Here is a 26339-nt window from a genome sequence, read left to right on the forward strand (position 1 = left end):
ACGGCGTTCACACGGACCCTTACCGGGTGACCTCGCGCCGGTCGTCGGCAAGCCGTCGCGTGCGGCCGGCCCGGTCGAGGTGGTCGAGCAGCGGGAGCACCACCCGTCGACTCGTCTTCAGCCGTTCGCGCGCAGCACTGGTCGTGAACGGTTGCTCCAGTTCGCGGAGCCGTGCTACCGCTTCGTCGGCCGCGTCGGGGAGCAGGACGATCCCCGGGCCGACCCGCCACAGCTGCCCGCTGCGGTCGGCAGCGCCCAGTGCCCGGTCATCGAGGCCGAGCTCGCGGAGCCGGTCGGCGGTCGGGGCGGCGAACGGAGCTGCGAGAAGCTCGCGACGTACCACGTCGACGGCCTTCCGGACGTCGTTCGGCAGTGCGTCGGTCCCGGGATCGACGACCCGCCCTCCGGCCACTCGCAAGGGCGGGCGCACCAGTGCCCGGATCAGGTCCGGCGAGGGGAGCCGAAGCTGGGAGGCCAGGACCCCCAGCGGGACTGCGGGATCCAGCGGATGCGCGCGAGCGTGCTCCTCGACCAGTGCGGGCAGCCGGTCACCGACCGCCTCCGCGAAGGCCGGTGAGACGAGCCACGGCCCGACGGTCAGGTGGTCGCCCTCCTCGTAGGGAATACCCAACCGGCGCAACCGCTCCCGGTGCAGGATCCCGCGGCGGCCGAGTTCGTCGGCCAGCCGTGGAACACCGTCGGCACTCGCGAGTTGGAGGGCGCGGTGTTTCGCGGCGCCGCGGCGCCGGAATCGCGGCGGGTCCGGATCGAGTACGTCGACGCGCCAGATCGTCCGGCGGCCCGGGTCGCGCAGCAGAGCGCGATCACCGATTCGTAGGGGCAGCGGGCGGGCGAGGGTGAGCCGGACGAGATCGTCTCCGAACGGCCGGCAGTGGACGTCGACGTCCGCCGCCCCCACGTGCAGTACGGGACAGGACGGGGGTCGGTCCGCGCCGGTGAGCCGGACGTCCACCACGGAGGTGTGATGCCATGCGCCGGGTGTCACGAGCACACTGCCCCGGGTCACGTCGTCGATTGGGCCGGTGAGATTGAGCGCGACCCTGGCCACGCCGCTCACCGCCGCCCGGTCGCGCCCGAGCGCCTGGATGCCGCGCACCCGCAGCGGTGTTTCGCCCAGGGCCAGGGTGTCGCCGGTCCGGACCGTCCCGGCGGTCAGCGTGCCGGTGACGACGGTCCCGGCCCCGCGCACGGTGAACCGGCGGTCCACCCAGAGCCGGACGTCGGCGTCCGGGTCCGGGTCCGGCAGGCCGGCGACCATCGTCGTCAAGGCGGCGCGGAGATCGTCGAGGCCCGCTCCGGTACGGCCGCTGACAATGACGACGGGAGCCCCCGTCAGACCGGTGCGGGCGACCTCCGCGGCGGCTCGTGCGGCGGCCGCGCCGGGGTCGGCGAGATCGGCTCGGGTCACCGCGACGACCGCGTGCCGCACGCCGAGCGCGTCGAGCGCGGCCAGGTGTTCGGCGGCCTGCGGCATCCACGGGTCGTCGGCGGCCACCACGAGCAAGGCGGCGGGGACCGGTCCCACCCCGGCGAGCATCGTGGTCAGGAATCGTTCGTGTCCGGGAACGTCGACGAAGGCAACCTCTCCCACCTCCGGCCAGGAGGTCCAGCAGTAGCCCAGCTCGATGGTCAGTCCTCGCCGCCGTTCCTCGGCCAGCCGATCGGGGTCGGTCCCGGTCAGCGCCTCGACCAGCGTGGACTTGCCGTGGTCGACGTGGCCGGCGGTCGCGACGACGTGCATCAGCGTTCCTCGCGACCGGCGGCGCGCGTGACGGCCTCGATCAGGACACCGTCTTCGTCGGGGGCGACCGCCAGCAGGTCGAGCAGCAGTCGGCCGCACTCGAGGCGGCCGACCACCGGGGGATCGCCGCGACGCAAGGGACCGGCGAGGCGCTCGGGCAGAGCGATCGCGACACTGGGCAGGATCACGTCGGGAGCGCCGCCGCCGCCCACGACGCCGTCGGCGTCGACCGATTCGGGCTCCAACCAGGCCGGGAGCGCGGCGCAGATCGTCCGGGCCCGGATACGGAGGTCGTCCGTGCGACCGGTCAGTGCGGCCGGCACCGGAGGAGTCGGCCCGGTCAGCGTCGCCTCGAGCGCCGCCAGGGTGAGTTTGTCGACGCGCAGCGCGCGGGCGAACGGGTCGCGTCGCAACCGCTCCACCAGCCGGGCCTCCCCGAGCATCAGGCCGGCCTGTGGACCACCCAGCAGCTTGTCGCCGGAGGCGGTCACGAGGTCGGCGCCGTCGCGCAGCACACTCGTGGCGTCGGGCTCGTTCGGCAGGCGCGGATGAGGGGCCAGCAGTCCCGACCCGATGTCGACCACGACCGGAGCGCCCAGTTCCTTCAGCTCCCGGACCGATACCGACGACGTGAAGCCACTGACCGTGAAGTTCGAGGGGTGCACCTTGAGGACGAATGCGGTGTCGGAGTCGATCGCCGCGGCATAGTCGCTCGGACGCACTCGATTGGTGGTACCGACCTCCCGCAACCTGGCCCCCACCGACTCCAGCAACTCGGGAATCCGGAAGCCGTCGCCGATCTCGACCAGCTCGCCGCGCGCGATGACGATCGAGCGACCACCACGCGCGAGCACCCGGGTGACCAATGCGAGGGCGGCCGCGCCGTTGTTGACCAGGTGGACGGCGCCGGCGTCGGGCACCTGCGCGGCGAGTGCCTCGAGCGCGCCGCGCCCACGTCGGCCGCGCCGGCCGGTGTCCAGATCCAGCTCGACGTCGGTCGCGCCCGCCGCCGTGCTCACGGCGTCCACCGCCGCCCGGGAAAGAGGTGCGCGGCCGAGGTTGGTGTGTACCAGCACGCCGGTGGCGTTGACTACGCGCCGAAGGGTGGTCGCCCGGGCGGGCAGCGACGCGACCGCCTCGTCGGCGACGTCCGCCGGACCGATCTCACCCGCGCGGCACCGCTGCTGGGCCGCCGCCACCGCCTCCTTGACCAGGCGGGCGCCGAGCCGATCGCGGGCCTCACGCAGCCGTGGGTCCGCGAGGATCTGGTCGGTGCGGGGAGTGTCCCGTCTCGGATCCGGCACGCGCCTCCTCGTCCCCGGAGTGACCGATCTGGCGGAGGCGGACGGGAATCGAACCCGCCTGACCCAGATGCTGGGCCACAACGGTTTTGAAGACCGCGTCCGTCACCAGACGAGAACCGCCTCCGCGCCCACCTTAACCGGAAGTCACGCCCGAGGTCGCGGCTCGGCCGTATGTTGGCGCCATGACCGCACACGTCGATCAGCCCGGTCGCGCCTACCGGCTCACCCAGTACGCGGCCGGTGGCGGCTGCGCCTGCAAGGTCCCGCCCGGCGAGCTCGAACGCGTGCTCGGCGGCCTGCCGGGAGGCCGCGCGGCGGGGGAGCTGCTGGTCGGTGTGGAGAACGGTGACGACGGTGCCGCGGTCCGGATCGACTCGGCGCCCGACGGGAGCGGCCGGGCTCTGATCGTGACCGCCGACTTCTTCACCCCGGTCGTCGACGACCCCTACGACTGGGGGCGGATCGCCGCCACCAACGCGATGTCCGACGTATACGCGATGGGCGGCACGCCCGTGGTTGCCGTGAACCTGCTCGGCTGGCCGCGGGAGATCATCCCGTTCGAGCTGGCCGCCGAGGTGATGCGGGGCGGTGCCGACGTATGCGCCGAGGCCGGCGCCTACCTCGCCGGCGGGCACAGTATCGACGACCGGGAGCCGAAGTACGGGCTCGCAGTTACCGGGCTCGGAGATCCGGATCGATTGCTGCGCAACGACTCTGCCGAACCCGGCCTACCGCTCACCCTCACCAAGCCTCTCGGTCTCGGCATCCTCAACAATCGCCACAAGTCGACCGGCGAGTGGTTCGAGGAGGCGATCGCGGTGATGACGACCCTCAACCGTGACGCGGCGCGGCTCGCCCACGAAGCAGGGGTCCGTGCCGCCACCGACGTGACGGGATTCGGTCTGCTCGGGCACCTGATGAAGATGATGCGGGCCAGCGGGACGACTGCGGTGATCGACGCCGCGAGAGTGCCCTATGTCGGCGGGGCGAGGGAATCGCTTGCCGAGGGGTTCGTGCCGGGCGGGAGCCGGCGCAACCTCGAGTGGGTCCGCGACCACGTGGAGTCCGCGGTGGACGACGACGAGCTGCTTCTGCTCGCCGACGCACAGACGTCCGGCGGCCTCCTGGTCGTAGGGGAGTTGCCGGGCCACCCGGTGATCGGCGAGGTGGTTCCGGCGGCGGCGCACGCGATTCGGGTGCGCTGAGACCGTGCATGCCGGTGGACGACCCGAACGGCCTGACCTAGGCTCGGAACACGCGGCACGACGCTGTGCCGGCGGGCGGCACCGCACACCTGGAGGCCCGATGGCGGAGAAGAGATCCTCCCTGCCCTGGCCCGTGCTGCGCCAACTCGTCGGCAAGGATCCGCTCGGGCGCGGGAAGGCAGTCCGCTCCCGGCGTACCGACGCAGTCGAACCGCGTACCTCGACCGCCGATCGTGTCGCGCGCAGTGTGTGTCCCTACTGTGCCGTCGGATGTGGACAGCGGATCTTCGTCAAGGACGAGCGGATCGTCCAAATCGAGGGGGACCCAGACAGCCCGGTCAACCGCGGTCGGCTCTGCCCCAAGGGCTCGGCGAGCAAGAATCTCGTCACCAGCGATCTGCGCGAGACCCGGGTCCGGTATCGGCGCCCCTACGGCACCGAATGGGAGGACCTCGACCTCGATACCGCCATGGAGATGGTCGTCGACCGCGTGCTGCGGACCCGGCGCGATACCTGGCAGGAACTCGACGAGAAGGGCCGCCGTGTCCGGCGCACGATGGGCATCGCCAGTCTCGGCGGCGCGACGCTGGACAACGAGGAGAACTACCTCATCAAGAAGCTGTTCACGGCGATGGGGGCGGTCCAGATCGAGAACCAGGCCCGCATATGACACTCCGCCACCGTCCCCGGTCTGGGGACCAGCTTCGGGCGCGGCGGCGCCACCGGTTACACAGCCGACCTGGCCAACGCTGACTGCATCGTCATCCAGGGCTCCAACATGGCCGAGGCCCACCCGGTGGGCTTCCAGTGGGTCGTGGAGGCCCAGAAGCGTGGCGCACGCGTCATCCACGTGGATCCCCGATTCACCCGCACCAGCGCTGTCGCGGACAAACACGTGCCCATCCGGGTCGGCAGCGACATCGCTTTCCTCGGCGGCATCGTCAACTACGTGCTGAGCAACGAGCTGGACTTCCGCGAGTACGTCGTCAACTACACCAACGCCCCTGTGCTCGTCAGCGACAAGTTCGTTGACACCGACGACCTCGACGGGCTCTTCTCGGGCTTCGACCCCAAGTCCCGGACGTACGACCCGACCAGCTGGCAGTACGACGTGGAGGACGAGCCGGGCGATCTGCACCGGTCCCAGGCCGCGGACTCCGCGGAGCACGCGAAGCATCGGGATACCGCCGCGGGTCTGCAGCACGAGGCGCACGGCATCCCGATCGCCGGGCATCCCAGGCGCGACGAGACCCTGCAGCACCCGCGCTGCGTCTATCAGGTGCTCAAACGGCACTTCGCCCGCTACACCCCCGAGGTGGTCGAGCAGGTGTGCGGCGTCTCGCAGGAGGATTTCCTCGACGTCTGCCGGGCGTGGACGGAGAACTCCGGGCGGGAGCGGACGACCGCCCTCGTCTACAGCGTGGGCTGGACCCAGCACAGCGTGGGCGTGCAGTACATCCGCACCGGCGCGATCCTGCAGCTGCTGCTGGGCAACATGGGCCGCCCCGGTGGGGGCATCATGGCCCTCCGCGGGCACGCCAGCATCCAGGGCTCCACCGACATCCCGACCTTGTTCAATCTCCTCCCCGGCTACCTGCCGATGCCCGACGCCGACCGGCACCGGTCGCTGTCGGACTGGATCGACAGCGTCCGCAACCCGGGCAGCAAGGGCTTCTGGTCGAAGGCCGATGCGTATGCCGTCAGCCTGCTCGCGGCCTACTGGGGCGACGCTGCCACCGCGGACAACGACTTCTGCTTCGACTACCTGCCCAGGATCACCGGAGACCACGGCACCTACCGCACGGTGCTCGACATGATCGACGGAAAGGTCAAGGGCTACTTCCTCCTCGGCCAGAACCCCGCCGTGGGGTCCGCCCACGGCCGGGCGCAGCGGCTCGGGATGGCGAACCTCGACTGGCTCGTGGTGCGCGACCTGTTCGAGATCGAGAGCGCGAGCTTCTGGAAGGACTCACCGGAGGTCGAGACCGGTGAGATCGTGCCCGAGGAGTGCGGTACCGAGGTGTTCCTGTTCCCCGCCGCCGCCTACACGGAGAAGGAAGGCACCTTCACGCAGACCCAGCGGATGCTGCAGTGGCGTGAGAAGGCGGTCGAGCCGCCGGAGGACTGCCGCTCGGAGATGTGGTTCTTCTACCATCTCGGGCGCATGATGCGGGAGCGGCTGGCCGGGTCGACCGACGAGCGCGACCGCCCACTGCTCGACCTGGCATGGGATTACCCCGTGCACGGCACGCACGACGAGCCCAGCGCCGAGGCGGTGCTGATGGAGATCAACGGTTACGGCGTGGCGACGCGCCGGCCGCTGTCGTCGTTTACCGAGATGAAGGCGGACGGCTCCACACTTGGTGGCTGCTGGATCTACACCGGTGTGTTCGCCGACGGCGTCAACCAGGCAAACCGCCGAAAATCACGCCACGATCAGTCTTTCGTTGCGCCGGAGTGGGGTTGGGCGTGGCCGTTGAACCGTCGCATCCTCTACAACCGGGCTTCCGCCGACCCCGAGGGCAGGCCGTGGAGCGAACGCAAGGCCTACGTGTGGTGGGACGCCGACACCGGCCGGTGGACCGGCGAGGACGTGCCGGACTTCGAGAAGACCAAGCCACCGAGTTACCGGTCGCCGGTCGGTGCCCAGGGCGTCGAGGCGATCGAGGGCAACGATCCGTTCATCATGCAGGGCGACGGCAAGGGTGCCCTGTACGCGCCGCAGGGACTCGTCGACGGCCCGATGCCGACCCACTACGAACCGGTCGAATCGCCGTTCCGGAACCTGCTCTACGGGCAGCAGGCCAATCCGACGCGCGTGGAATACCGCCGCGACGACAACCGGATGAATCCCGCGCCGCCGGAGGAACACGTCGACGTCTTCCCGTTCGTGTTCACGACCAGCCGGCTCACCGAGCACCACACGGCGGGCGCGATGAGCCGCTATCTCGAGCACCTCGCCGAACTGCAACCGGAGATGTTCGTGGAGGTCTCGCCCGTTCTGGCGGCCGAGCGCGGACTCGAGCACATGGGCTGGTGCCACGTGGTCACCGCCCGCTCGGTGGTCGAGGGCCGGGTGCTGGTGACCGACCGGTTGCGTCCGCTGAAGGTCGAGGGCAGGACCGTCCACCAGATCTGGCTGCCGTATCACTGGGGCGCAGGCGGCAAGGTGAAGGGCGATTCGGCGAACGACCTGTTCGGGATCACGTTGGACCCCAACGTGCTCATCCAGGAGACCAAGGTCGGTACCTGCGACGTCCGCGCCGGACGTCGGCCGACCGGCGCGGCGCTGCGCAAGTACGTCGAGGGGTACGCGCGCCGGGCCGGGGTAACCGGCACCTACCCGCCCATCGTCACCGTCACCGGCACGGACGGCGCATCCACCCCCGAGGAGGACGACGAGTGATCGGCCGCAACAGTTTCTTCGGACCGCTCGACCCCGCACCCGACGCCGGTTACGAGGATTCGCCGGCGCGGAAGGGTTTCTTCACCGACACCAGCGTGTGTATCGGCTGCAAGGCGTGTGAGGTCGCCTGCAAGGAGTGGAACGACGTCCCCGAGAACGTGTTCGCGATGCTGGGCACGTCCTACGACAACAGCCATTCGCTCAACGCCAACCAGTGGCGTCACGTCGCGTTCATCGAGCGACCGGCGCAGAAGCGGGAACCGGTTTCTCTGGGCATGCCCACCGTCGGAGCCGCGCCCGGTGACCGACCGGACGAGGAGAAACCCGACTTCCGGTGGCTGATGTCCTCGGACGTGTGCAAGCACTGCACCCACGCCGCCTGCCTCGACGTCTGCCCGACCGGTTCCCTGTTCCGCAGCGAATTCGGCACCGTGGTCGTGCAGGACGACATCTGCAACGGCTGCGGCTACTGCGTCGCCGCCTGCCCGTACGGCGTCATCGACCGCCGCAAGGGACCGGAGGGGAACCCGAAAGTCGGTATCGCCCAGAAGTGCACACTCTGCTACGACCGGCTCACCGACGGGCAGACCCCCTCGTGCGCGCAGGCATGCCCCACACAGTCGATCCAGTTCGGCGACGTCGAGGAGTTGCGCGCGCGGGCCGAGGAACGGCTGGCGTCGTTGCGCGAGCGAGGCGTCACGGACGCCCGGCTCTACGGCAACGACCCCGAGGACGGGGTCGGCGGAACCGGTGCCTTCTTCCTGCTCCTCGACGAGCCCGAGGTCTACGGTCTGCCTCCGGACCCGGTGGTGACCACCAAGGACCTGCCGGAGATGTGGACCCGGGCCGCCGTCGCGGCGGTCGCGATGCTGACTGGCGCGGCCGTGTCGTTCCTGAGGAGGCGCGGGTGACGCAGACGCAGCACGGCGGCAGCCCAGGCAACCCACGCCGATCGGGAGCCGGAGGCGGCGGCGACCGGGTGATGGTGCCGGAAGCCGCCTTCGAGTCCTACTACGGGCGGCAGGTCGTGAAGCCGGCGCCCTGGGAACACGACATCGCCGTCTACCTGTTCTCCGGAGGCGTGGCGGCCGGGAGTTCGCTGCTGGCCGCGGGCGCGGATCTCACCGGCCGCCCTGCGCTGCGCCGGGTCGCCCGGTTCGGTTCGCTCGCCTCCCTGCTCGTCAGCATCGTCGCCCTCGTTCGCGACCTGGGCAAACCGGCTCGTTTCCTCAACATGCTGCGGGTGGCCAAGCCGACCTCGCCGATGTCGGTGGGCACCTGGATCCTGTCTCTGCACGGTCCGTTCGCCGGTATCGCTGCCGCGGCGGAACTGGCCGCAGTGCTGCCCACCCGGTGGAAGCGGGGGCCGGTCCGGCTTCTGCTCGCCCTCGGCCGGCCCGCCGGGATCGTGGGGGCCGTGACCGCGCCGCCCGTGGCCGCCTACACTGCGGTACTTCTTTCCGACACTGCTACTCCTGCATGGCATTCCGCTTACAAAGAGCTGCCGTTCGTCTTCTGCGGATCGGCTGCCGCAGCGTCCGGCGGTCTCGGTCTTCTGGGTGCACCGGTCGCCCAAGCCGGGCCTGCACGCGCCTTCGCCGTCGGCGGCGCGCTCGTCGAACTGGCGACGGAGCACCGGATGGAGCGGTCGATGGGACTTGCGGCCGAGACGCTTCACCGGGGGAGGGCAGGACGGCTGATGGGGGCCGCCAAGGCCCTTACTGCGGCAGGGGCCGTGGGTGCCCTTGCCGGACACCGCAGTCGGGTGCTCTCGATGGTCTCCGGTGCCGCGCTCATGGCTGGCTCGCTGTGCACTCGCCTCGGCGTCTACGAGGCCGGCATCGCCTCGGCGAAGGATCCGAAGTACACCGTCGTGCCCCAACGGGAGCGGGTCGATCGCGGGGAACCGGTGCGCTACCGGGGCTGAGGTATCAGTCGCGTGCCTGCGGCGTCGGCGGCAGCCCGAACTTCTCGAACAGATCGACGTCGAAGAACACGGTCACGTGCACGACCCGGCCGTCGACGATGTCGAGGACCTGTAACTGGAACGGACGGTGCTGTCCGTCCTCGCCGCGCATGTACAACCCGAGCGCCGGTTGCCCGTTCGCGACCGTCGGGATCAGGATCTGGTCGCCGGGACCCTTCGCCGGGCAGTTGACCCGGATCAGCGTGCCGATGTTCTCCGCACCCTGATACCAGCCCTCGAACGGCGGCATCTCCCAGACCGCCTGCTCGGTGAGCATCTTGACGATCGAGTCGATGTCGTAGTTCTCGAAACCGTCCACCCATCGCTGGACCAGTTCGCGGGTCTCGGCGCTGTCCGGTTCGGCGAGTTCGTCCCGCGTGACCTCGGCTTCGTTGAGTTGTGCGCGAGCACGCTGCAGCAGGCTGTTGACCGCAGCGGTCGTCGTGCCGAGCGCTGCGGCGACCTCGGACGCCCGCCACTGCAGCACCTCCCGCAGCAGCAACACCGCGCGTTGCCGCGCCGACAGGTGCTGCAGCGCGGCGATGAACGCCAGCCGGATCGAATCCCGCGACGTGACGATCACGGCCGGATCGGACGGATCGTCGGAGTGGCCGTCGTCGGTGAAGGTGCCCGGTATCGGTTCGAGCCACGGCACCTCGGGGCGCTGGACCAGATCCTCCGTGGGATCCGAGCTGGGTGCGCCCAGGCCGGTGGGCAGCGGACGGCGTGAGCGGCCCTCCAGCGCCGTGAGGCAGACGTTGGTCGCGATCCGGTGCAGCCACGTCCGCAGTGACGCCCGCTCCCCGAAGTTCTCGTACCCGCGCCACGCGCGCAGATAGGTCTCCTGCACGAGGTCCTCGGCGTCGTGGATCGACCCGCTCATCCGATAGCAGTGCGCCAGCAGCTCCCGGCGATACGGATCCGCGCGGCTCATGAAGTCGGTCTCGTCGGCACCGTCCACCGACTCCGGAATGTCCTGTACTACGTCGAGCGCCTGTTCGGTCATGGCCCCTGCCCGCCTCGGTCGACACGAATGTTCTCGGCTACCCGACCGAGGGTAGTCGGCGGCACCGACAGAAACAGCCTCTCGAAGTATCTGTGCACGCCGGGTACCGTCGCACCTTGCGCAGGACTACGAAGACGCCGGCGCCGGACACGAGGGGGATTTCGTGCACGTTGCAGCGCACGTCGGTGACGGGCAGCAGCATCCCGTCGGCCCGTACGCCGGCGGACCGCCGCCCGAGGCACTGCAGGTGGCCATGCCGCCGCTCGACAGGTTCGGCCCGGCCGAACTCGGCCGCGCGGTCGTCGTCGTCGTCGTCATCGTCGTCGCCGTGCTGACGAAGGTGCTGGCCTGGCCGATGCGGCCGGACGGTCGCGGGATCGTCGACGCGGCCGCCGAGGGTGTCGTCGACGCGTTCGAGACACTCGGGCCGACGTTCGTGAAGCTCGGTCAGCTCGTCGCGTCGTCGTCGGGCCTGTTCCCCAAGCCCCTCGCCGACGCGTGCCTGCGTTGTCTCGACGACGTTCCGCCCGTCCCGGCCGCGAAAGCTCGCGCGGTGCTCGAGGAGGATCTCGGACACCGCATCGACGAGTTGTTCGCCGAGTTCGACGACACCCCGCTCGCTGCGGCCTCGGTCGCGCAGGTGCACGCGTGTGTGTTGCGGGACGGGCGCCACGCGGTGGTGAAGATCCAGCGGCCGGGCATCCGTCACCGCATGCTCGTCGATCTGCGCGCCGCGTATGCGGGTGCGCGGCTGTTGCAGGTCTTCGAGTTCTTCCGGATCGCGAATGCACCGGCGATCATCCGGGACCTCTACTCCGCGACCATGACCGAACTGAACAGTGCCGTCGAAGCGGACCGGCAATCGCGGTTCCGGGACCGGATCGGTGCGTTCGGTGACAACAAGGGTGTCACCACCCCCGAGGTGTACTGGGACTACTGCGGTCCGCGGGTGATCTGCATGGAACGCCTGTACGGGATTCCGATGGACCGCGTCGCCGCCGATCCGGACAGTGGCGTCGACACGCGGCTGCTGATCCGGCGCGGGGTCAAGGTGTGGATCGAATCGGTCGTGCTGCACGGCCCGTTCCACGGCGACGTCCACGCCGGAAACCTGTGGCTGCTCGACGACGGCCGGCTCGCGCTCCTCGATTTCGGGATCGTCGGTGAGCTGCCCGAGCCCTGGCGGGTGATCCTCCGGGATCTGTTCCATGCCACCGCCGTCGACGGCGATTTCGCCGGCGTGGCGCGCGGGATCCGCGAACTCGGTTACGGAACCGGGACGGATCTCGACGACGAGACGCTGGGGATGGAGGTCGCCGAGGCGCTCGCACCGCTGCTGGGGCGGGAACTGGGCGAACTGCGGCTGAGCGACCTGATCATGGCGCTGATCCGGCTCGGCAAACGGTGGGGTGTCGCGAGCCCGGAGGAAATGGTGCTGTTCGGCAAGCAGCTCGGGTACTTCGAGCGTTATGCGCGGGCGCTGGCGCCGGGCTGGGTGCTCGGCCAGGACCTGTACCTGTTCCGCAACATCTTCCCGGAGGACGTGGCGATAGGCGCGGCCGAATCGGGCATTAGCCTGCCCGACTGATCAACAACGTTCGCGGCTCTTTACAGGCCGCGCCTGCTCCCCTAATTTTAACGATCGTTCGACTCAAACTTTTCGGGAAGGGATCTCCTCGCCATGAGCACCGCGAACGACGTCGTACTCAGCACCCGCAAAGGCAACGTCGTCACCTGGACGATCAACCTCCCGGACCTGCGCAATCCCATCTCCGGCGACGACGTCGTCGAACGCCTCGTCGAACTCGTCGACGAGGCGAACGCCGACATCGAGACCCGCGTCGTGATCCTGACCGGCGCCGGCAGCGCGTTCTCCGCCGGCGGCAACGTCAAGGACATGGTCGACCGCACCGGTATGTTCGCCGGCGCGCCGCACGCGCTGCGCGAGGGCTACCGCCGCGGCATCCAGCGCCTGCCGAAGGCCATCTACCACTGCGAGGTCCCGATCATCGCGGCTGTCAACGGCCCCGCGGTCGGAGCCGGTTGCGACCTGGCGATGATGTGCGACATGCGGATTGCGTCGAACACCGCGTTCTTCGCCGAGAGTTTCGTCAAGCTCGGCATCATCCCCGGTGACGGCGGCGCCTGGCTGCTGCCGCGCGCGATCGGTGCGGCCCGGGCGGCCGAGATGGCGTTCACCGGGGACCGCGTCGACGCGGCCACCGCCCTCGACTGGGGCATGGTTTCGCGTGTCGTCGAGCCGGAGAACCTGCTCGACGCCGCCCACGAACTCGCCGAGCGTGTCGCCGTCAACCCGCCGAACGCCCTGCGTATGACCAAGAAGCTTCTGCGTGAAGGCCAGCGCGTCGACCTCGACACGCTGCTCGAGCTCTCCGCCTCGCTGCAGGCACTGTCCCACCACACCGCCGATCACCGGGAAGCGTTGTCCGCCTTCCTCGAACGCCGCACCGGGAACTTCACCGGCGAGTGACCCCGGCACCGCCCACACTTTCGAAAAGGACCACGACATGAAGCGCACAATCCTCACCGAAGAGCACGAGCAGTTCCGGAAGATGGTGCGCGACTTCATCGAACGTGAAGTCGCACCGCACCGCGAGGAATGGGACGAGATCGGCCACCCGCCCCGCGAATTCTTCAAGCGCCTGGGCGAACTCGGCATCCTCGGCATCCAGGTCCCCGAAGAATTCGGTGGCGGCGGCGAATCCAGCTTCGTCTACAACACCATCGTGTTCGAGGAGGTCGCGCGCGCGGGAGTCTCCTTCGGCGGCTACACAGTTCACGCCTGCCTGATCCTGCCGTACCTGCTCGAATACGCCACCGAGGAGCAGAAGAAGCGCTGGCTGCCCGGCTTCGCGGACGGCTCGATCATGACCGCCATCGCGATGACCGAACCCGGCACCGGCTCCGACCTGGCGAACATCGCGACCACCGCGAAGCTGTCCGAGGACGGCAGCCACTACATCATCAACGGCGCCAAGACGTTCATCACCGGCGGCGCCACCGCCGACCTGATCCTCACCGTGTGCCGCACCTCGCCGTTCGACCCCGAGAACCGGCGTGGCGGCCTCTCCATCATCGCGGTTCCGACTGCGAACGAAGGCTTTTCGGTCGGACGCAAGCTCAACAAGATCGGGCTGCACCAGCAGGACACCGCCGAGCTGTCCTACAGCGACGTCAAGGTTCCCGTCGAGAACCTCCTCGGCGAGGAGGGCAAGGGCTTCTCGTACCTGACCCACAACCTGCCGCAGGAACGCCTGAGCATCGCCCTGAACCAGGTCGGATTCGCCGAGGCCGCGATCGCGCACGCGATCGCCTACACCTCGGACCGCAAGGTGTTCGGCAAGCCCGTCGCCGCGTTCCAGAACACCAAGTTCGTTCTCGCCGAGTGCTCGGCCGAGACCCAGATGGCCCGCGTCTACGTCGACCACTGCCTCGAACTGCTCGACCGCAAGGAGTTGACGGTCGCCGACGCGGCGCGCGCGAAGCTCGTGTGCACCGAGATCGCCGGGCGGGTCATCGACAAGTGCCTGCAGCTGCACGGCGGATACGGCTACATCACCGAGTACCCCATCGCCCGCCTGTACGCGGACACCCGCGTCACCCGCATCTACGGCGGCACCAGCGAGGTCATGAAGACGATCATCTCCAAGGATCTGGGGCTGTAGGAATGTATCCGGGTCGCTACGCCGCCACCACCCCGGACCGTCCGGCGGTACACGAGGCCGCGACCGGACGCGTGATCACCTATCGCGAGCTCGAGGACGCGTCGGTACGGTTCGCGCACTGGCTGCGCCGGCACGGCGTCGGGGTCGGCGACCACATCGCCGTCCTCACCGTCAACGACGCCACGGTGTTCGAACTGTACTGGGGCGCAGTGCGTTCGGGTGTGTATATCACCCTGGTCAACACGCACCTCGCACCCGCCGAGGCGGCGTACATCGTCGACGACTGCGACGCGAAGGTGCTCGTCGTGTCCGCGCCGCTGGCGCAGCTCGCCCGCGACATCGTGCCGCTCACGCCGAAGGTGGCGCACCGCCTGGCATTCGGAGGTCCGGTGCCCGGCCACCTGGTGTACGAGGACGAGGTGGCGGACCTGCCGACGGTCCCGCCCGCCGACCAGCCCCGCGGCAGCGACATGCTGTACTCGTCCGGAACCACCGGACGCCCGAAGGGCATCCGGCCGCCCCTCAGCGGCGCACAGGTCGGTGACGAGCCGGGCCCCCCGCTGCTCAACACGGTGCGGGGCTTCGGATTCGACGAGAACACCGTCTACCTGTCGCCGGCGCCGATCTACCACGCCGCGCCGCTGCGCTACGGCGCGTCGACCCAGGCGCTCGGCGGAACGGTCGTGCTCACGGACCGGTTCGACGCCGAGCGCTGCCTCGAGTACATCGAGCGGTACCGCGTCACCCACAGCCAGTGGGTGCCCACGCATTTCGTTCGGATGCTGCGGCTTCCGCAGGAGGTGCGGGACCGATACGACCTGTCGTCGATGAAGTACGCGCTGCACTCGGCGGCGCCGTGCCCGGTCGACGTCAAGCAGGCGCTCATCCGCTGGTGGGGTGAGATCGTGTACGAGTACTTCTCGTCCACCGAGGCCATCGGCAGCACGGTGATCACCCCGCAGGAGTGGCTCCGCAAGCCGGGCAGCGTCGGCCGGACGGGCGGGCCGGGGACACTCGGCATCGCGCACATCTGCGACGAGGCGGGGAACGAACTTCCGTCGGGGGAGATCGGTGTCCTGTACTTCGAGCGACAGGACTATCGGCTCGAGTACCACAAGGATCCCGAGAAGACGGCGCGCACACGGCATCCGGTCCACGAGGACTGGATGACGACCGGCGACCTCGGTTACCTCGACGCCGACGGCTTCCTCTTCCTGACCGGACGCGACAACTTCACGATCATCTCGGGTGGCGTGAACATCTACCCTCAAGAGATCGAGAACCTGCTCGCACTGCACCCGGCCGTCGCCGACGTCGCGGTGGTCGGGGTGCCGGACCGCGACTTCGGGGAACGGGTGGAGGCATTCGTCCACCTCGTCCCCGGTGTGGCCACCGGCGACGACACCGAACGCGACATCATCGACTACTGCCGCGACCGGCTGTCGTCGTTCAAGTGCCCTCGCCGGGTGCGGTTCGTCGGCGACCTGCCGCGCACCCCCACCGGCAAGATGGTCAAGGGCGCGTTGCGGGAGCTGATCGACACGTACGCGGATGCCGAGGCGCACTGATGGCACTGTCACCGCGGCAGCGGATGTTCGTCGAGGTGGGGCGAAAGGAGTTCGTCCGCAACGGATACGGCTCCTCGTCCATCCGCACCATCGCGCAGGAGGCGGGCGTGAGCCTGTCCGCCCTGTACTACCACTACAAGAACAAGCAGGATCTGCTGCTCGCCATCCTCATGGACGGCGTCGACACCTACGACTCGCTGTGGGAGAAGGCGCTGGAAGCCGCCGGTGACGATCCGGTCGAGCAGTTGCGCGCATTCGTCCGCGCGAACGTCGAATTCCGCACGCGGTTCCCCGAACACGGGCGCATGATCGCCACCGAGATCCGCAACCTCGAACCCGAGGGTGCGCGGCTCTACGACGAGCGGCGACGGGTGGGGCGGCAGCGGATCCGCACGATCATCGACGACGGTGTCGGGGCGGGGGTCTTCACGACGAAGTACCCGGACGACTGCCGCAAGTCGATTCTCGCGATGACGGCCGCGATCGCGAACTGGTACGACCCGAACGGACCCGACACTCCCGCCGAACTCGGCGAACGGTACGCGGAGATGGCATTGAACCTCCTGTGCCCCGGGGAAATACCGGAATCGTCGGCCGGGAAGAAAGGTTAGGACATGAGTACGAAACTGGTGCCGCCGGCCGGCGCCCCCGATCCCACGCTCGCGCAACTGCGGGCCGAGGTGCGGGAGTTCCTGCACGAGCAGATCGAGAAGGGGGTCTTCACCCCCGGCATCGACACCTGGCTGACGCGGTGGAATCCCGATTTCACGCGGTCGCTCGCCGCGAAGGGCTGGATCGGCATGACGATCCCCACCGAGTACGGCGGGCACGGGCGCACGTTCATGGAGCGGTTCGTCGTCACCGAGGAACTGCTGGCGGTCGGTGCCCCGGTCGCGGCCCAGTGGGTTGCGGACCGGCAGGCCGCGCCGTCGCTGCTGAAGTACGGCACCGAGGAGCAGAAGCGGCGGTTCCTCCCCGGCATCGCGGCCGGTGAAATCTGCTGGGCCATCGGCATGTCCGAACCCGACTCCGGTTCCGACCTCGCGAGCGTGAAGACCCGGGCGACGCAGGTGGACGGCGGCTGGCGCATCAGCGGCACCAAGCTGTGGACCTCCGGTGCGCATCACGCCGACGCGTTCTTCGCCCTGGCCCGGTCCGCGCCGCTGGACCCGGCGCACCGACACGACGGGCTCAGCCAGTTCATCGTGCTGCTGGACTCGCCCGGTGTGACGATCCGCCCCATCCTGTCGATGTCCGGTGAGCACCACTTCAACGAGGTGCTGCTCGACGACGTGTTCGTTCCCGACGACCTGGTGCTCGGCACCATCGGCTCCGGCTGGGAGCAGGTCACCAGCGAACTGGGCTTCGAGCGCAGCGGGCCGGAACGATTCCTGTCCACGTTCGGTCTCCTCGAGGAGCTCGTGCGCGGCGCGGGCGCCGGCAGCGTCGACCGCGATCCGCGGATCGGCGCGTCGATCGGCCGGATCGCGGGGCTGCGCCGCATGTCGCGTGCCGTCTCCGAATCGCTGCAGCGCGGTGAGGACGCGGCCCTGTCGGCGTCGGTCGTGAAGGTGCTCGGCACCGGGCTCGAAGGCGACATCGCCGACCTCGCCGACGAACTCGTCGGCTACGGCCCCGGCGACGACCAGCTCGCGCAGCTGGTCCGTGCGGGTGTGATGCAGCGACCCGGTTTCACGCTGCGCGGTGGTACGAGCGAGATCCTGCGCGGGGTCATCGCACGAGGATTGGGGTTGAGATGACGCAGTCGACCGAATTGCAGGACTTCGAAAAGATGCTCGGTGAGGTCCTCACCGCCGGCGACGACCACCGGATCGGGGAGGTCGTCGAGCTCGACCGTCCGCTGTGGACCACGCTCGCCGAGCTCGGCCTGACCCGGCTCACCGGTGACGAGGCCAGCGGTGGCAGCGCCGCCGGCTGGACCGAGGCCGCGCTGCTGCTCTCCGCGGCCGGGCGCGCCGCCGCAGCCGTCCCCGTCGCCGAACACGATCTGCTCGCCGGATGGCTGCTCGAACAGGCCGGCCTTCCCGTCGAGGAGGGGGTGCGCACCGCCGCGGTGCTCGACGCCGACGGGCAGGCCCGGTACGTGCCGTGGGCGCGCTACGCGGATGCCGTCGTCGTGCTGTGGCAGGGCACCGACGGATGGTCGGTGGCCGACGTGCCGCGCGATCGCATCGAGTTGACCGCAGCGGTCAACCTCGCGGCCGAACCCCGCGACCACGTGCGTGTCGATCTGTCCGAACTGTCCGGCACGCCGGTATCCGAGACCGTCGCCGGGCAGTTCCGGTACCGCGGCGCGCTGGCACGCGCGCTGATGTCGGCCGGCGCGATGGACCGCATCCTCGAACTGGTCGTCGAACACACCACCGCCCGCGTGCAGTTCGGACGCGCCCTGGGCAAGTTCCAGGCCGTCCAGGCGCTGGTGTCGGATCTGGCCGCCGAGGCGGCACTCGCACGGGCTGCCGCCGACGCCGCGGTCGATTCCGCCGTCGAACGCGGATTCGACGACGCGGCAACACGATTCGACATCGCCGCGGCGGTGTCCTGTGCCGGGCATGCGGCGGGGAAGATCGCGCGGAACGCACACCAGGCGCTCGGTGCGATCGGATTCACGATGGAACACGAACTACACCGGCACGCGAACCGGATCCTGTCGTGGCGCAGTGAATTCGGATCACTCGCGTCGTGGGACGCGGAACTGCTCGACACCGCGGTCGCGTCCGGCGACGTGTGGGCGTTGCTCACCGGAGGTTCCGCGTAGCTGCCCCGGCGGCCCGGGTGCGACTGGCAGAATGAAACGGCCGGTCGCATCCGGGCCGGTTTCGCTCGCCGGAAGGACCTCGACGATGGCGCACGTGAATCTCGGTAAGCAGCATCCGGCCCCGTACAAGAGCGTGCTGGCGCTGAACAAGGAGGTCGAGGAGGCCGTCGCGCGGGCCGGGCTCGATCCGAAGCTGGCCGAACTGGTGAAGATCCGGGTGTCGCAGCTCAACGGATGTGCGTTCTGCCTGCGCATGCACACCCGCGATGCGCTCGACAAGGGCGAGACCACGGACCGTCTTGCGGTCCTCGCGGCCTGGTGGGAGTCGCAGTACTTCACCGAACAGGAGCGGGCCGCGCTCGCGCTCGCGGAGGAGGTCACGCACCCCATGGAGCCCGGTCGTCACGAATGGGACGACGGCTCGCTCAACGACGAGCAGGTCTCCGCGATCACGTGGCTCGCGATCGTCATGAACGCGTGGAACCGCATCGCGGTCCGAAGCCATTACCCCGTGGCCCCCTGACCCGTGCGCGTTTTCGGTAGCAGCAACTACCGAAAACGCGCACGAGGGGCAGGGTCAGCGCAGGTAGAGACGCACCTTGTCGATCTCGTCGCGCAGCAGATGGATCTCGTGGGCGGTGGGAGGTTCGGTCACGGTCAGGGTGTCCGAGACCTTCAGATCCCAGCCGGTCGCGGCGCGCACCTCGTCGACGGTGACGCCTTCGTGCACGCTGGTGAGTTCGAGTTCGTCGAACGGACCGCTGCGGGAGAGCACACCCAGGCTCGTGAACACCTTGGTGACGCCCCTGCCGCGCGGCATCATCCCGACACCGGCCTCGCGGGCGCGCACCGGGGACGGGGACGTGCAGAAGTCGAGCTCGGCGGGGAAGGAGCTCGGGTCGTGCCGGCGCATCACCACGAAGACCTCACCCGCATTCGGCATGATCTCGGCGGCGCCGCCCGCCCCCGGCAATCGCACGGTTGGCTTGTCCCAGTCGCCGATCATGCTGGTGTTCAGGCTGCCGTACCGGTCGATCTGGCCGGCGCCGAGGAACCCGACGTCGACGTTGCCGCCCTGCAGCACGTATCCGAACAGCGACGCCATCGAGACGACGGACTCGGCACCGGACACCACCACCGAGTCGGCGATCCCCTCGGCCATCGCTTCGGGATGTGCACCGCACACACCGGATTCGTAGATCAACTCCACGTCGGGGTTCGACGTGCGGGCCGCGAGGTCCACCGCGAGTGTCGGAAGTCCCACACCCGCGAAGACCCGGGTCTTACCGGCCAGGGCGCGTGCGGCGACCGAGACGATCAGCTCTGTCGTGGAGAAGGTTTCGGCAGCAGTCACTTTCGGCTCCCATAGTTGACGGTACCGGAATGGCGCGGTGCGACCTCGAGGTCGCTCCAGTAGTCGTCGCCGAGCTTGGCGAGGTAGGCGTCGTGGTCGGGGAGTTCGAACACCCACTCCTTGAGCCACGTGCGCAGTGCCTGCGGGTCCTTGCTGATCGCCGTCCACCGGCGGTAGAACGCGCAGTCGCGGTCGTAGTAGCCCTGCGCGTAGGACGGGTGCGCGCCGCGCGGGCACACGACGACGGCATCCACCGCGTGGGACGGGATGAGCGTGCGGCTCGGGTCGGAGCGGATCACGTCGTCGTCGACGATCTCCTCGACCACGACGATCGCGTGCTTCGCCGCGTAGACGGCTTCCTGCTGGACACCGGCGATGCCCCAGATCTGGACGTTGCCGGACCGGTCGGCGCGTTGCGCGTGGATGATCGTCACGTCCGGATTCAGCGGTGGCACAACGTAGATGCTGCCCTCGCCGTACGGGTCGTCGACGAGGCGGATCTGCGGGTTGAGAGCGGGCAGGTCGCTGCCGGCGTAGGAACGCAGCGGGAAGAACGGCAGTCCGGCCGCGCCGGCCTGGTAGCGGCACACCATCCCGTAGTGGCTGTACTCCTCGACCTCGAGCTTCACGGGGTCGTGCTTCTCGATGCTTCGACGAATTTCGTACAGCGATCCGGCGGAGCCGCTCGCGAAGAACGACGCGACCAGCTTCGAGACGCAGTCGGCGGCGATGAGCTGGTCGGAGATGATGTCGGGCGTCATCCGGCACAGCGTCAGGTCCTTGCGGCCCTGCCGGATGATCTCGTGGGCGGCCGCGAACGGGATCAGGTGCGAGAAGCCTTCGAGGGCGACCGTCATCCCGTCCTGCACGTACGTGGCGACGGCGTCGCGCATCGTCATGACTTTGTCTGCGGCCATAGCGAACTCCTGCTCGTTCTCTGCTGTCCTATGACTGTGACATGCGCAATAGATGCAGTCCAATACAAAGTGTTGCCAGCTCTGATATCAGAAGAGGAATAATCTGGAGTGGTGGAGATCCATGAGATCAGAGCCTTTCTTGCGGTCGCGGAGGAGCTGCACTTCGGGCGTGCTGCGCAGCGCCTGCACATGGCGCAGCCGCCGCTCAGCCGCACCATCCGGCAACTCGAGAAAGGGCTCGGGGCAACGCTGTTCGAGCGGAGCACGCGCAGTGTCCGGCTGACCGAGGCGGGACGTGCCCTCGTCGAACCGGCTCGCGCGATCCTCGACGCGGTGCGCCTGGCGGAGATGGCGGTGACCGCAGCCGGGCGCGGCCGGACCGGACGAGTGCGGATCGGGTTCGCCGGCTCGTCGTCGCACCATCTGGTGGGCCGGTGGGCGAAGCTGGTGCGACGCACACATCCGGGCATCGAATTCGTGCTCGCCGGATCGAGTTACGCCAGCGAAGTCGTGAACCGGCTCGCGGAGGGCACCCTGGACATCGGCATCGTGCGACTGCTGTTCTTCCCACCCGGGATCGCGTCGCGGGTCGTCGCCCGCGAGGACCTGGTGATCGGGCTGCCCCGCGAGCACCGGCTCGCCGGGCGGACGAGCCTGAGCCTCGACGAACTCGCCGACGAACCGTGGGTGATGCTCCCCGCCGAACCGGGGTCGATGCTGCGCGAGCTGCTGCTGCGTCTCGCGCACGATGTCGGGTTCACGCCGCGGATCGTGCAGAGCGCACCGGATTCCCTGTCCCTCGCCGCGCTGGTCTCCGCCGATGTCGGCTGCACGCTGACGGTCTCGTCGGTGGCTCAGCACGTCGTCAACCCGGAGGTGGTGTTCATACCTCTGGAGGGTCAGCCGCCGATCGACGTGCGGCTGGTGTGGCGAGAGGACGACACCAGCCCGGCGCTCGCGGAGGTCCTCCGGCTCTCCGAGGAGGCTCTGCCGACCCCGGGTGCTGCGGCTCTGCCGACTCCGGGTGCTGCGGCTCTGCCGACTCCGGGTGCTGCGGCTCTGCCGACCCCGGGTGCTGGGGCTCTGCCGACCCCGGGCGACCGATCCTCCTGACGCAAGCGAGCGGTGCCGAACCCGGGAAGGGTTCGGCACCGCTCGGTGTGTCGGGTTGTCCGTCAGGCTCCGACGCGGACCCGGCCGGTCGATTCGGTCGCGGACTCGGTGCGGGTCGTGGATGCGGCAGCCTCGGCCGCTTCCTGCGCCTCGAGCTCCAGCTCGGCCTCGTCGGCCTGCTCCGCGATCGACAGTGCCTTCGGGTTGTAACCGGTGCGCTTGAGCAGAAGCAGGGTGCACACCAGCGACACCGCGGCGTACGTTCCGGCGGCGATCGCGACGCCGGTGACGTTGCCGGAGCTGTTGAGCAGCCACTGCGCCAGGACCGGGGTGCCGCCGCCGACGATGAGCGAGCACAGCTGGTAGGCCGCGGACAGGCCCGAGTAGCGGATCTTCGCGGGGAAGGCGCGGGCCAGGATGCCGCCGATGGCCCCGTAGAACATCGAGTGCGGAATCGTCGCCAGGCACATGCCGACCGCGGCGATCGCGAACGTTTCGGTGCGGATCGCGTAGAACATGGCCGGCATCAGGAACAGTTCGGGAACGATCATCAGGCACATCGCGACGCGCATGTCGATCTTCGACACGAGCACGGCACCGAACGGCTGCACGATGAACTGGACGACGAGTGCGATGGCGATGATGCCGAGGAACGTGCCGCGCTCGTATCCGAGTTCGCTTGTCGCCCAGGACAATGCGAACGTGTTCTTGAAGTAGGTGACCTGGGCGAGCGGCAGGGCGCCGGCGCCGAGCAGGACGAGCACCCAGTGCTTGCGCAGCACCTCGGCGATCGGCAGCTTGACGGTCTTCTTCTTGGCGAGCACGGCCTTCATCGCGTCGGACTCTTCGAGCTTGAGCCGGATCACCATGCCGACGATCACGAGCAGCGCCGAGAACAGGAACGGGATGCGCCATCCGTAGAGCAGGAATTCGGGCGTCGGCATCGACGAGAGCAGGAAGAACGCCATGGTGGCGAGGAGGTTGCCCGCCGGAGAACCCTGCTGCGCGAACGCGGAGTACAGGATGCCCTTGCCCTTGGGGGCGTTCTCGCTGGCGATCAGGACGGCACCGCCCCATTCACCGCCGACCGCGATGCCCTGCAGGACCCGCAGGAACACCAGCAGGATCGGCGCCCACATCCCGATCCGGTCGTAGGCGGGGAGCAGACCCACACCGACGGTCGAGACACCCATCATGATCAGCGTGATCACCAGGGTGTTCTTGCGGCCGATGCGGTCGCCGAGGTGCCCGAAGATCACGCCGCCGATGGGGCGGGCGAGGAATCCGGCCCACAGGGTGACGAACGCCAGGAGGGTTGCGACGCCCGCCGGGAGTTCGTCGGAGAAGAAGATCTTGCCGAAGACGAGCGCTGCCGCCGTGCCGTAGATGTAGAAGTCGTACCACTCGATGGTGGTGCCGACGAAGGAGGCGATTCCGGCTTTTCGGGCCTTCTTCGTCGCTTCCCGGTCGATGGGGGACGCACTCATACCTCGTCCTCTCTTCTGGGGGGATGGGGTTCTCGGATGCCGAGCCGTATCCTGTGCTCCGCATCACAAAGAATTCCAGCGCGGACTGTGGCTGTCCAATACTTGATGGCGGCGTGATTGTTAGCGAACGCGTATCAATCGGTGTTGTCACCTGTGCGCTCCCTGCACGGAGCGCAGTCGGCACCGATGCGGACGCGTCTGGTACCTGTGAAAGTTATGAGCGAACTCAGCGCGAAAGACAGCGGGTCGTCGGACCTCCCCTTGGCCGGCTTCACCGTGGTGAGCCTCGAACAGGCGGTCGCGGCGCCGCTCGCGACCCGGCACCTCGCGGACCTGGGTGCCCGGGTGATCAAGGTGGAACGGGTCGGCGACGGCGATTTCGCCCGCGCCTACGACAGCGCCGTGCTGGGACAGGCCGCCCACTTCGTGTGGCTCAACCGGGGCAAGGAGTCGTTCGCCGTCGATCTGAAGGCCGACGACGGGATCGCCGCCGTGAAATCCCTGATCCGCGGTGCCGATGTGTTCCTGCAGAACCTCGCGCCCGGTGCGGCCGAACGACTCGGGCTCGGCGCCGACGAACTGCGCGCCGACCATCCCGAACTGATCGTGGTGAACATGTCCGGTTACGGCACCGACGGTCCGATGCGCGACCGGAAGGCGTACGACCTGCTGGTGCAGTCTGAGACCGGGCTGTGCTCGATCACCGGCACACCCGAGACGGCCGTGAAGACCGGCATCCCCACCGCGGACATCGCCGCCGGAATGTACGCGCTGACCTCGATCCAGGCCGCGCTGCTGCGTCGTTGCCGCATCGGCGTGGGCGCGACGATCGACGTCTCGATGTTCGACGCGACCGCCGAATGGCTCGGCTACCCGATGTACCTGCAGATGTATCAAGATCGGCAGGTTCCGCGAATGGGGCTGGCGCACACGTCGATCGCGCCGTACGACAAGTACCCGACCGCCGACGGAGAGATCCTCATCGGCGTCCAGAACGATCGCGGCTGGCGCACCCTGACCGATGTGCTGGGGCTGCCGGAACTGGCGGACGACCCGCGGTATGCGACGAACGTCGAGCGGGTGCGTCGCCGCGAGGAGGTCGACGCGATCGTCGGGGAGGCGACGAAGCAGTTCGCGAGCGACGTGCTCGACGAGAAGCTCGCCGCCGCCGGCGTGCCCGCCGCACGGTTGCGTGATCTGCGCGGGCTCATCGAACATCCGCAGCTCGCCACCCGCGACCGGTGGCGCGAGGTCGAGACCCCTGCCGGTCCCATCCGGGCGGTTCGTCCGCCGATGAACTTCCGGGACGTCGAACTGCCGATGGGGGCGGTGCCCGCGCTCGGCGAGCAGACCGATGCGGTGCTGGCCGAGCTCGGCCTGACCGACGAGCAGGTCGCGGGACTGCGGGCCGCAGGCATCGTCGGCTAGAGAATGTACGGCCAATCGGGGCCGGATTTGCACCGTTTGTCGGTCGCGAATCCGGCCCAGATTGCGTGTTCGGGGAGATTCCGGGGCGTGCCCTGTTGACGTGGGCGGTCGCGTACCGAAAAATGGCCGTACAAATCTTGTTCCCGTTGAGGAGTTAATCCATGACCCGAGCGGCCCTCGTCGCCCCCGTCCGCACGCCCGTCGGCCGATTCGGTGGTGCACTCCGGGACGTCTCCGCCGTCTCCCTCGCGACCACCGTCGTCAAGGAGACCGTCGCCCGCTCCGGCGTCGACCCGGAACTGATCGAGGAGGTCGCGTTCGGGCAGTCCTACGCGAGCTCCGAGGCGCCGTGCATCGGTCGTTGGGCCGCCCTCGACGCGGGCCTGCCGATCTCGGTCGCAGGAATCCAGACCGACCGCCGCTGCGGCACCGGCCTGCAGGCGCTGGTCACCGCCGCGATGATGGTGCAGACCGGTGCCGCGAACGTCGTCGTCGCCGGTGGCGTCGAGTCGATGAGCAACATCGAGCACTACACGACCGGTGCCCGCTGGGGCACCCGCGCCGGCAGCCTGAACCTCTACGACCGCCTCGACCGCGGTCGCGAGCGGTCGCAGCCGGAATGGCGTTTCGGCAAGATCAGCGGAATGATCGAGACCGCGGAGAACGTCGCCAAGCAGTGCGGTATCACGCGTGAGGACTCCGACGCGCTCGCAGCGGAAAGTCACCGCCGCGCCCACGAATCCTGGGAGACAGGGCGTTTCGATGACGAGGTCGTGCCGGTCGAGATCGTCGACCGCAAGGGGAACACCACCGTCGTCTCCCGCGACGAGGGCATCCGGCCCGACAGCACCGTCGAATCGCTCGCCAAGCTCCGCACGGTGACCCCGCACGGCGTCGTCACCGCCGGTAACGCAAGCCAGCAGAACGACGCTGCCGCAGCTCTTCTCGTCGTCGCCGAGGACAAGCTCGACGAGTACGGGCTCGAGCCGATCGGATTCCTGGAGGGCTGGACCGCTGCCGGCTGCGACCCCGCGACCATGGGTCTCGGCCCGGTCGCGGCGACCCGGAAGCTGTTCGACCGCACCGGACTCGGATTCGACGACTTCGATCTCGTCGAACTCAACGAGGCGTTCGCCTGCCAGGTTCTCGGTGTGCTGAAGGAATGGGGCTGGGACGACCGGGATCGACTGAACGTCAACGGATCCGGTATCTCGCTGGGCCACCCGATCGGCGCGACCGGTGTGCGCATGACGGCGACCGCCCTGCACGAACTGAAGCGCCGTGGCGGCGGCCGAGCACTGGTGACCATGTGCATCGGCGGCGGCCAGGGCATGGCTGCCTCGATCACCACCGCATAG

The 26339-nt window shown here is 68.9% G+C and carries 21 protein-coding genes and 1 tRNA gene; 15 read left to right on the plus strand and 7 right to left on the minus strand.

Translation table 11 applies throughout. The features are described from left to right. Nucleotides 1-19: 19 nt before the first annotated feature. The 3 genes from ACWDTS_RS23170 to ACWDTS_RS23180 all read right to left on the minus strand — a co-directional run bounded on the left by ACWDTS_RS23170 (nucleotide 20) and on the right by ACWDTS_RS23180 (nucleotide 3190). Complete coding sequence (locus tag ACWDTS_RS23170) at nucleotides 20-1762, minus strand: SelB domain-containing protein (RefSeq protein WP_450119101.1); 1743 nt, start codon at nucleotides 1760-1762, stop codon at nucleotides 20-22. Then, on the minus strand, nucleotides 1762-3066 hold the full coding sequence (gene selA, locus ACWDTS_RS23175) for an L-seryl-tRNA(Sec) selenium transferase (protein ID WP_248673384.1): 1305 nt from the start codon (nucleotides 3064-3066) through the stop codon (nucleotides 1762-1764). Before selA ends, ACWDTS_RS23170 begins: the two co-directional genes overlap by 1 nt. 29 nt (nucleotides 3067-3095) lie before the next feature. Then, a tRNA-Sec gene (locus ACWDTS_RS23180) sits at nucleotides 3096-3190 on the minus strand. Nucleotides 3191-3248: 58 nt separating this feature from the next. Here ACWDTS_RS23180 and selD point away from each other — a divergent pair. The 4 genes from selD to nrfD all read left to right on the plus strand — a co-directional run bounded on the left by selD (nucleotide 3249) and on the right by nrfD (nucleotide 9604). Then, nucleotides 3249-4271 carry a selenide, water dikinase SelD gene (gene selD, locus ACWDTS_RS23185; RefSeq protein WP_450119102.1) on the plus strand — a complete coding sequence of 341 codons (1023 nt, stop codon included), beginning with the start codon at nucleotides 3249-3251 and terminating at the stop codon, nucleotides 4269-4271. Nucleotides 4272-4371: 100 nt separating this feature from the next. Continuing rightward, nucleotides 4372-7677 (plus strand): formate dehydrogenase, encoded by a 3306-nt coding sequence (gene fdh / locus ACWDTS_RS23190; RefSeq protein ID WP_248673383.1) that lies wholly within the window; start codon nucleotides 4372-4374, stop codon nucleotides 7675-7677. Continuing rightward, nucleotides 7674-8588, plus strand: coding sequence for a 4Fe-4S dicluster domain-containing protein (locus ACWDTS_RS23195; RefSeq protein WP_450119103.1), 915 nt, complete (start codon nucleotides 7674-7676; stop codon nucleotides 8586-8588). Before fdh ends, ACWDTS_RS23195 begins: the two co-directional genes overlap by 4 nt. Next, nucleotides 8585-9604, plus strand: coding sequence for an NrfD/PsrC family molybdoenzyme membrane anchor subunit (gene nrfD / locus ACWDTS_RS23200; RefSeq protein WP_450119104.1), 1020 nt, complete (start codon nucleotides 8585-8587; stop codon nucleotides 9602-9604). Before ACWDTS_RS23195 ends, nrfD begins: the two co-directional genes overlap by 4 nt. Nucleotides 9605-9608: 4 nt before the next feature. On the opposite strand, the gene ACWDTS_RS23205 is transcribed toward nrfD, so the two are convergent. Next, a complete protein-coding gene (locus ACWDTS_RS23205; RefSeq protein WP_450119105.1) occupies nucleotides 9609-10649 on the minus strand; it encodes a sigma-70 family RNA polymerase sigma factor in 1041 nt (346 codons plus the stop codon). A gap of 253 nt (nucleotides 10650-10902) precedes the next feature. On the opposite strand from ACWDTS_RS23205, the gene ACWDTS_RS23210 reads away from it, so the two are divergent. The 8 genes from ACWDTS_RS23210 to ACWDTS_RS23245 all read left to right on the plus strand — a co-directional run bounded on the left by ACWDTS_RS23210 (nucleotide 10903) and on the right by ACWDTS_RS23245 (nucleotide 19205). Further along, a complete protein-coding gene (locus ACWDTS_RS23210; RefSeq protein ID WP_450119115.1) occupies nucleotides 10903-12237 on the plus strand; it encodes an ABC1 kinase family protein in 1335 nt (444 codons plus the stop codon). A 93-nt stretch (nucleotides 12238-12330) separates the two neighbouring features. Continuing rightward, nucleotides 12331-13140 carry a crotonase/enoyl-CoA hydratase family protein gene (locus ACWDTS_RS23215; protein ID WP_450110531.1) on the plus strand — a complete coding sequence of 270 codons (810 nt, stop codon included), beginning with the start codon at nucleotides 12331-12333 and terminating at the stop codon, nucleotides 13138-13140. 37 nt (nucleotides 13141-13177) lie between these two features. Then, nucleotides 13178-14335 carry an acyl-CoA dehydrogenase family protein gene (locus tag ACWDTS_RS23220; protein ID WP_450119106.1) on the plus strand — a complete coding sequence of 386 codons (1158 nt, stop codon included), beginning with the start codon at nucleotides 13178-13180 and terminating at the stop codon, nucleotides 14333-14335. Nucleotides 14336-14337: 2 nt separating this feature from the next. Then, nucleotides 14338-15903: an acyl-CoA synthetase gene (locus ACWDTS_RS23225; RefSeq protein WP_450119107.1), complete on the plus strand. Its 1566-nt coding sequence runs from the start codon at nucleotides 14338-14340 to the stop codon at nucleotides 15901-15903. Further along, on the plus strand, nucleotides 15903-16514 hold the full coding sequence (locus ACWDTS_RS23230) for a TetR family transcriptional regulator (RefSeq protein WP_450119108.1): 612 nt from the start codon (nucleotides 15903-15905) through the stop codon (nucleotides 16512-16514). The genes ACWDTS_RS23225 and ACWDTS_RS23230 overlap by 1 nt, the downstream gene beginning before the upstream one ends. 3 nt (nucleotides 16515-16517) lie before the next feature. Beyond that, a complete protein-coding gene (locus ACWDTS_RS23235) occupies nucleotides 16518-17663 on the plus strand; it encodes an acyl-CoA dehydrogenase family protein (RefSeq protein WP_197252236.1) in 1146 nt (381 codons plus the stop codon). Next, nucleotides 17660-18682: an acyl-CoA dehydrogenase family protein gene (locus tag ACWDTS_RS23240; RefSeq protein ID WP_450119109.1), complete on the plus strand. Its 1023-nt coding sequence runs from the start codon at nucleotides 17660-17662 to the stop codon at nucleotides 18680-18682. Before ACWDTS_RS23235 ends, ACWDTS_RS23240 begins: the two co-directional genes overlap by 4 nt. Before the next feature lie 85 nt (nucleotides 18683-18767). After that, a complete protein-coding gene (locus tag ACWDTS_RS23245) occupies nucleotides 18768-19205 on the plus strand; it encodes a carboxymuconolactone decarboxylase family protein (RefSeq protein WP_197252238.1) in 438 nt (145 codons plus the stop codon). Between the two features lie 54 nt (nucleotides 19206-19259). Here ACWDTS_RS23245 and ACWDTS_RS23250 read toward each other — a convergent pair whose 3' ends face one another. Together ACWDTS_RS23250 and ACWDTS_RS23255 are read right to left on the minus strand one after the other, a co-directional pair. Beyond that, nucleotides 19260-20036, minus strand: a complete 777-nt coding sequence (locus ACWDTS_RS23250) for a CoA-transferase subunit beta (RefSeq protein WP_450119110.1) — start codon at nucleotides 20034-20036, stop codon at nucleotides 19260-19262. Beyond that, nucleotides 20033-20953: a CoA transferase subunit A gene (locus ACWDTS_RS23255; protein WP_450119111.1), complete on the minus strand. Its 921-nt coding sequence runs from the start codon at nucleotides 20951-20953 to the stop codon at nucleotides 20033-20035. Before ACWDTS_RS23255 ends, ACWDTS_RS23250 begins: the two co-directional genes overlap by 4 nt. 111 nt (nucleotides 20954-21064) lie before the next feature. Here ACWDTS_RS23255 and ACWDTS_RS23260 point away from each other — a divergent pair, with 111 nt between their 5' ends. Further along, the gene (locus ACWDTS_RS23260; RefSeq protein WP_450110524.1) at nucleotides 21065-22066 is read left to right on the plus strand and encodes a LysR substrate-binding domain-containing protein; all 1002 of its coding nucleotides are present in this window, start codon (nucleotides 21065-21067) and stop codon (nucleotides 22064-22066) included. 62 nt (nucleotides 22067-22128) lie between these two features. Here the strand turns inward: ACWDTS_RS23260 and ACWDTS_RS23265 are convergent, their stop codons facing one another. Beyond that, nucleotides 22129-23553, minus strand: a complete 1425-nt coding sequence (locus ACWDTS_RS23265) for an MFS transporter (RefSeq protein ID WP_450110523.1) — start codon at nucleotides 23551-23553, stop codon at nucleotides 22129-22131. Between the two features lie 216 nt (nucleotides 23554-23769). Between ACWDTS_RS23265 and ACWDTS_RS23270 the strand changes: the two genes are divergently transcribed. After that, nucleotides 23770-24981, plus strand: coding sequence for a CaiB/BaiF CoA transferase family protein (locus ACWDTS_RS23270; RefSeq protein WP_450110522.1), 1212 nt, complete (start codon nucleotides 23770-23772; stop codon nucleotides 24979-24981). A 161-nt stretch (nucleotides 24982-25142) separates the two neighbouring features. After that, on the plus strand, nucleotides 25143-26339 hold the full coding sequence (locus ACWDTS_RS23275) for an acetyl-CoA C-acetyltransferase (protein ID WP_450110521.1): 1197 nt from the start codon (nucleotides 25143-25145) through the stop codon (nucleotides 26337-26339).

It is taken from the genome of Rhodococcus sp. NPDC003383, from assembly GCF_053589115.1.

What these genes read in the sequence shown, in the direction of transcription:
- ACWDTS_RS23170 (WP_450119101.1), bottom strand. Translation starts at nt 1,762, where the DNA reads ATGCACGTCGTCGCGACCGCCGGCCACGTCGACCACGGCAAGTCCACG.
- selD (WP_450119102.1), top strand. Translation starts at nt 3,249, where the DNA reads ATGACCGCACACGTCGATCAGCCCGGTCGCGCCTACCGGCTCACCCAG.
- ACWDTS_RS23205 (WP_450119105.1), bottom strand. Translation starts at nt 10,649, where the DNA reads ATGACCGAACAGGCGCTCGACGTAGTACAGGACATTCCGGAGTCGGTG.
- ACWDTS_RS23210 (WP_450119115.1), top strand. Translation starts at nt 10,903, where the DNA reads ATGCCGCCGCTCGACAGGTTCGGCCCGGCCGAACTCGGCCGCGCGGTC.
- ACWDTS_RS23215 (WP_450110531.1), top strand. Translation starts at nt 12,331, where the DNA reads ATGAGCACCGCGAACGACGTCGTACTCAGCACCCGCAAAGGCAACGTC.
- ACWDTS_RS23220 (WP_450119106.1), top strand. Translation starts at nt 13,178, where the DNA reads ATGAAGCGCACAATCCTCACCGAAGAGCACGAGCAGTTCCGGAAGATG.
- ACWDTS_RS23225 (WP_450119107.1), top strand. Translation starts at nt 14,338, where the DNA reads ATGTATCCGGGTCGCTACGCCGCCACCACCCCGGACCGTCCGGCGGTA.
- ACWDTS_RS23230 (WP_450119108.1), top strand. Translation starts at nt 15,903, where the DNA reads ATGGCACTGTCACCGCGGCAGCGGATGTTCGTCGAGGTGGGGCGAAAG.
- ACWDTS_RS23235 (WP_197252236.1), top strand. Translation starts at nt 16,518, where the DNA reads ATGAGTACGAAACTGGTGCCGCCGGCCGGCGCCCCCGATCCCACGCTC.
- ACWDTS_RS23240 (WP_450119109.1), top strand. Translation starts at nt 17,660, where the DNA reads ATGACGCAGTCGACCGAATTGCAGGACTTCGAAAAGATGCTCGGTGAG.
- ACWDTS_RS23245 (WP_197252238.1), top strand. Translation starts at nt 18,768, where the DNA reads ATGGCGCACGTGAATCTCGGTAAGCAGCATCCGGCCCCGTACAAGAGC.
- ACWDTS_RS23255 (WP_450119111.1), bottom strand. Translation starts at nt 20,953, where the DNA reads ATGGCCGCAGACAAAGTCATGACGATGCGCGACGCCGTCGCCACGTAC.
- ACWDTS_RS23265 (WP_450110523.1), bottom strand. Translation starts at nt 23,553, where the DNA reads ATGAGTGCGTCCCCCATCGACCGGGAAGCGACGAAGAAGGCCCGAAAA.
- ACWDTS_RS23270 (WP_450110522.1), top strand. Translation starts at nt 23,770, where the DNA reads ATGAGCGAACTCAGCGCGAAAGACAGCGGGTCGTCGGACCTCCCCTTG.
- ACWDTS_RS23275 (WP_450110521.1), top strand. Translation starts at nt 25,143, where the DNA reads ATGACCCGAGCGGCCCTCGTCGCCCCCGTCCGCACGCCCGTCGGCCGA.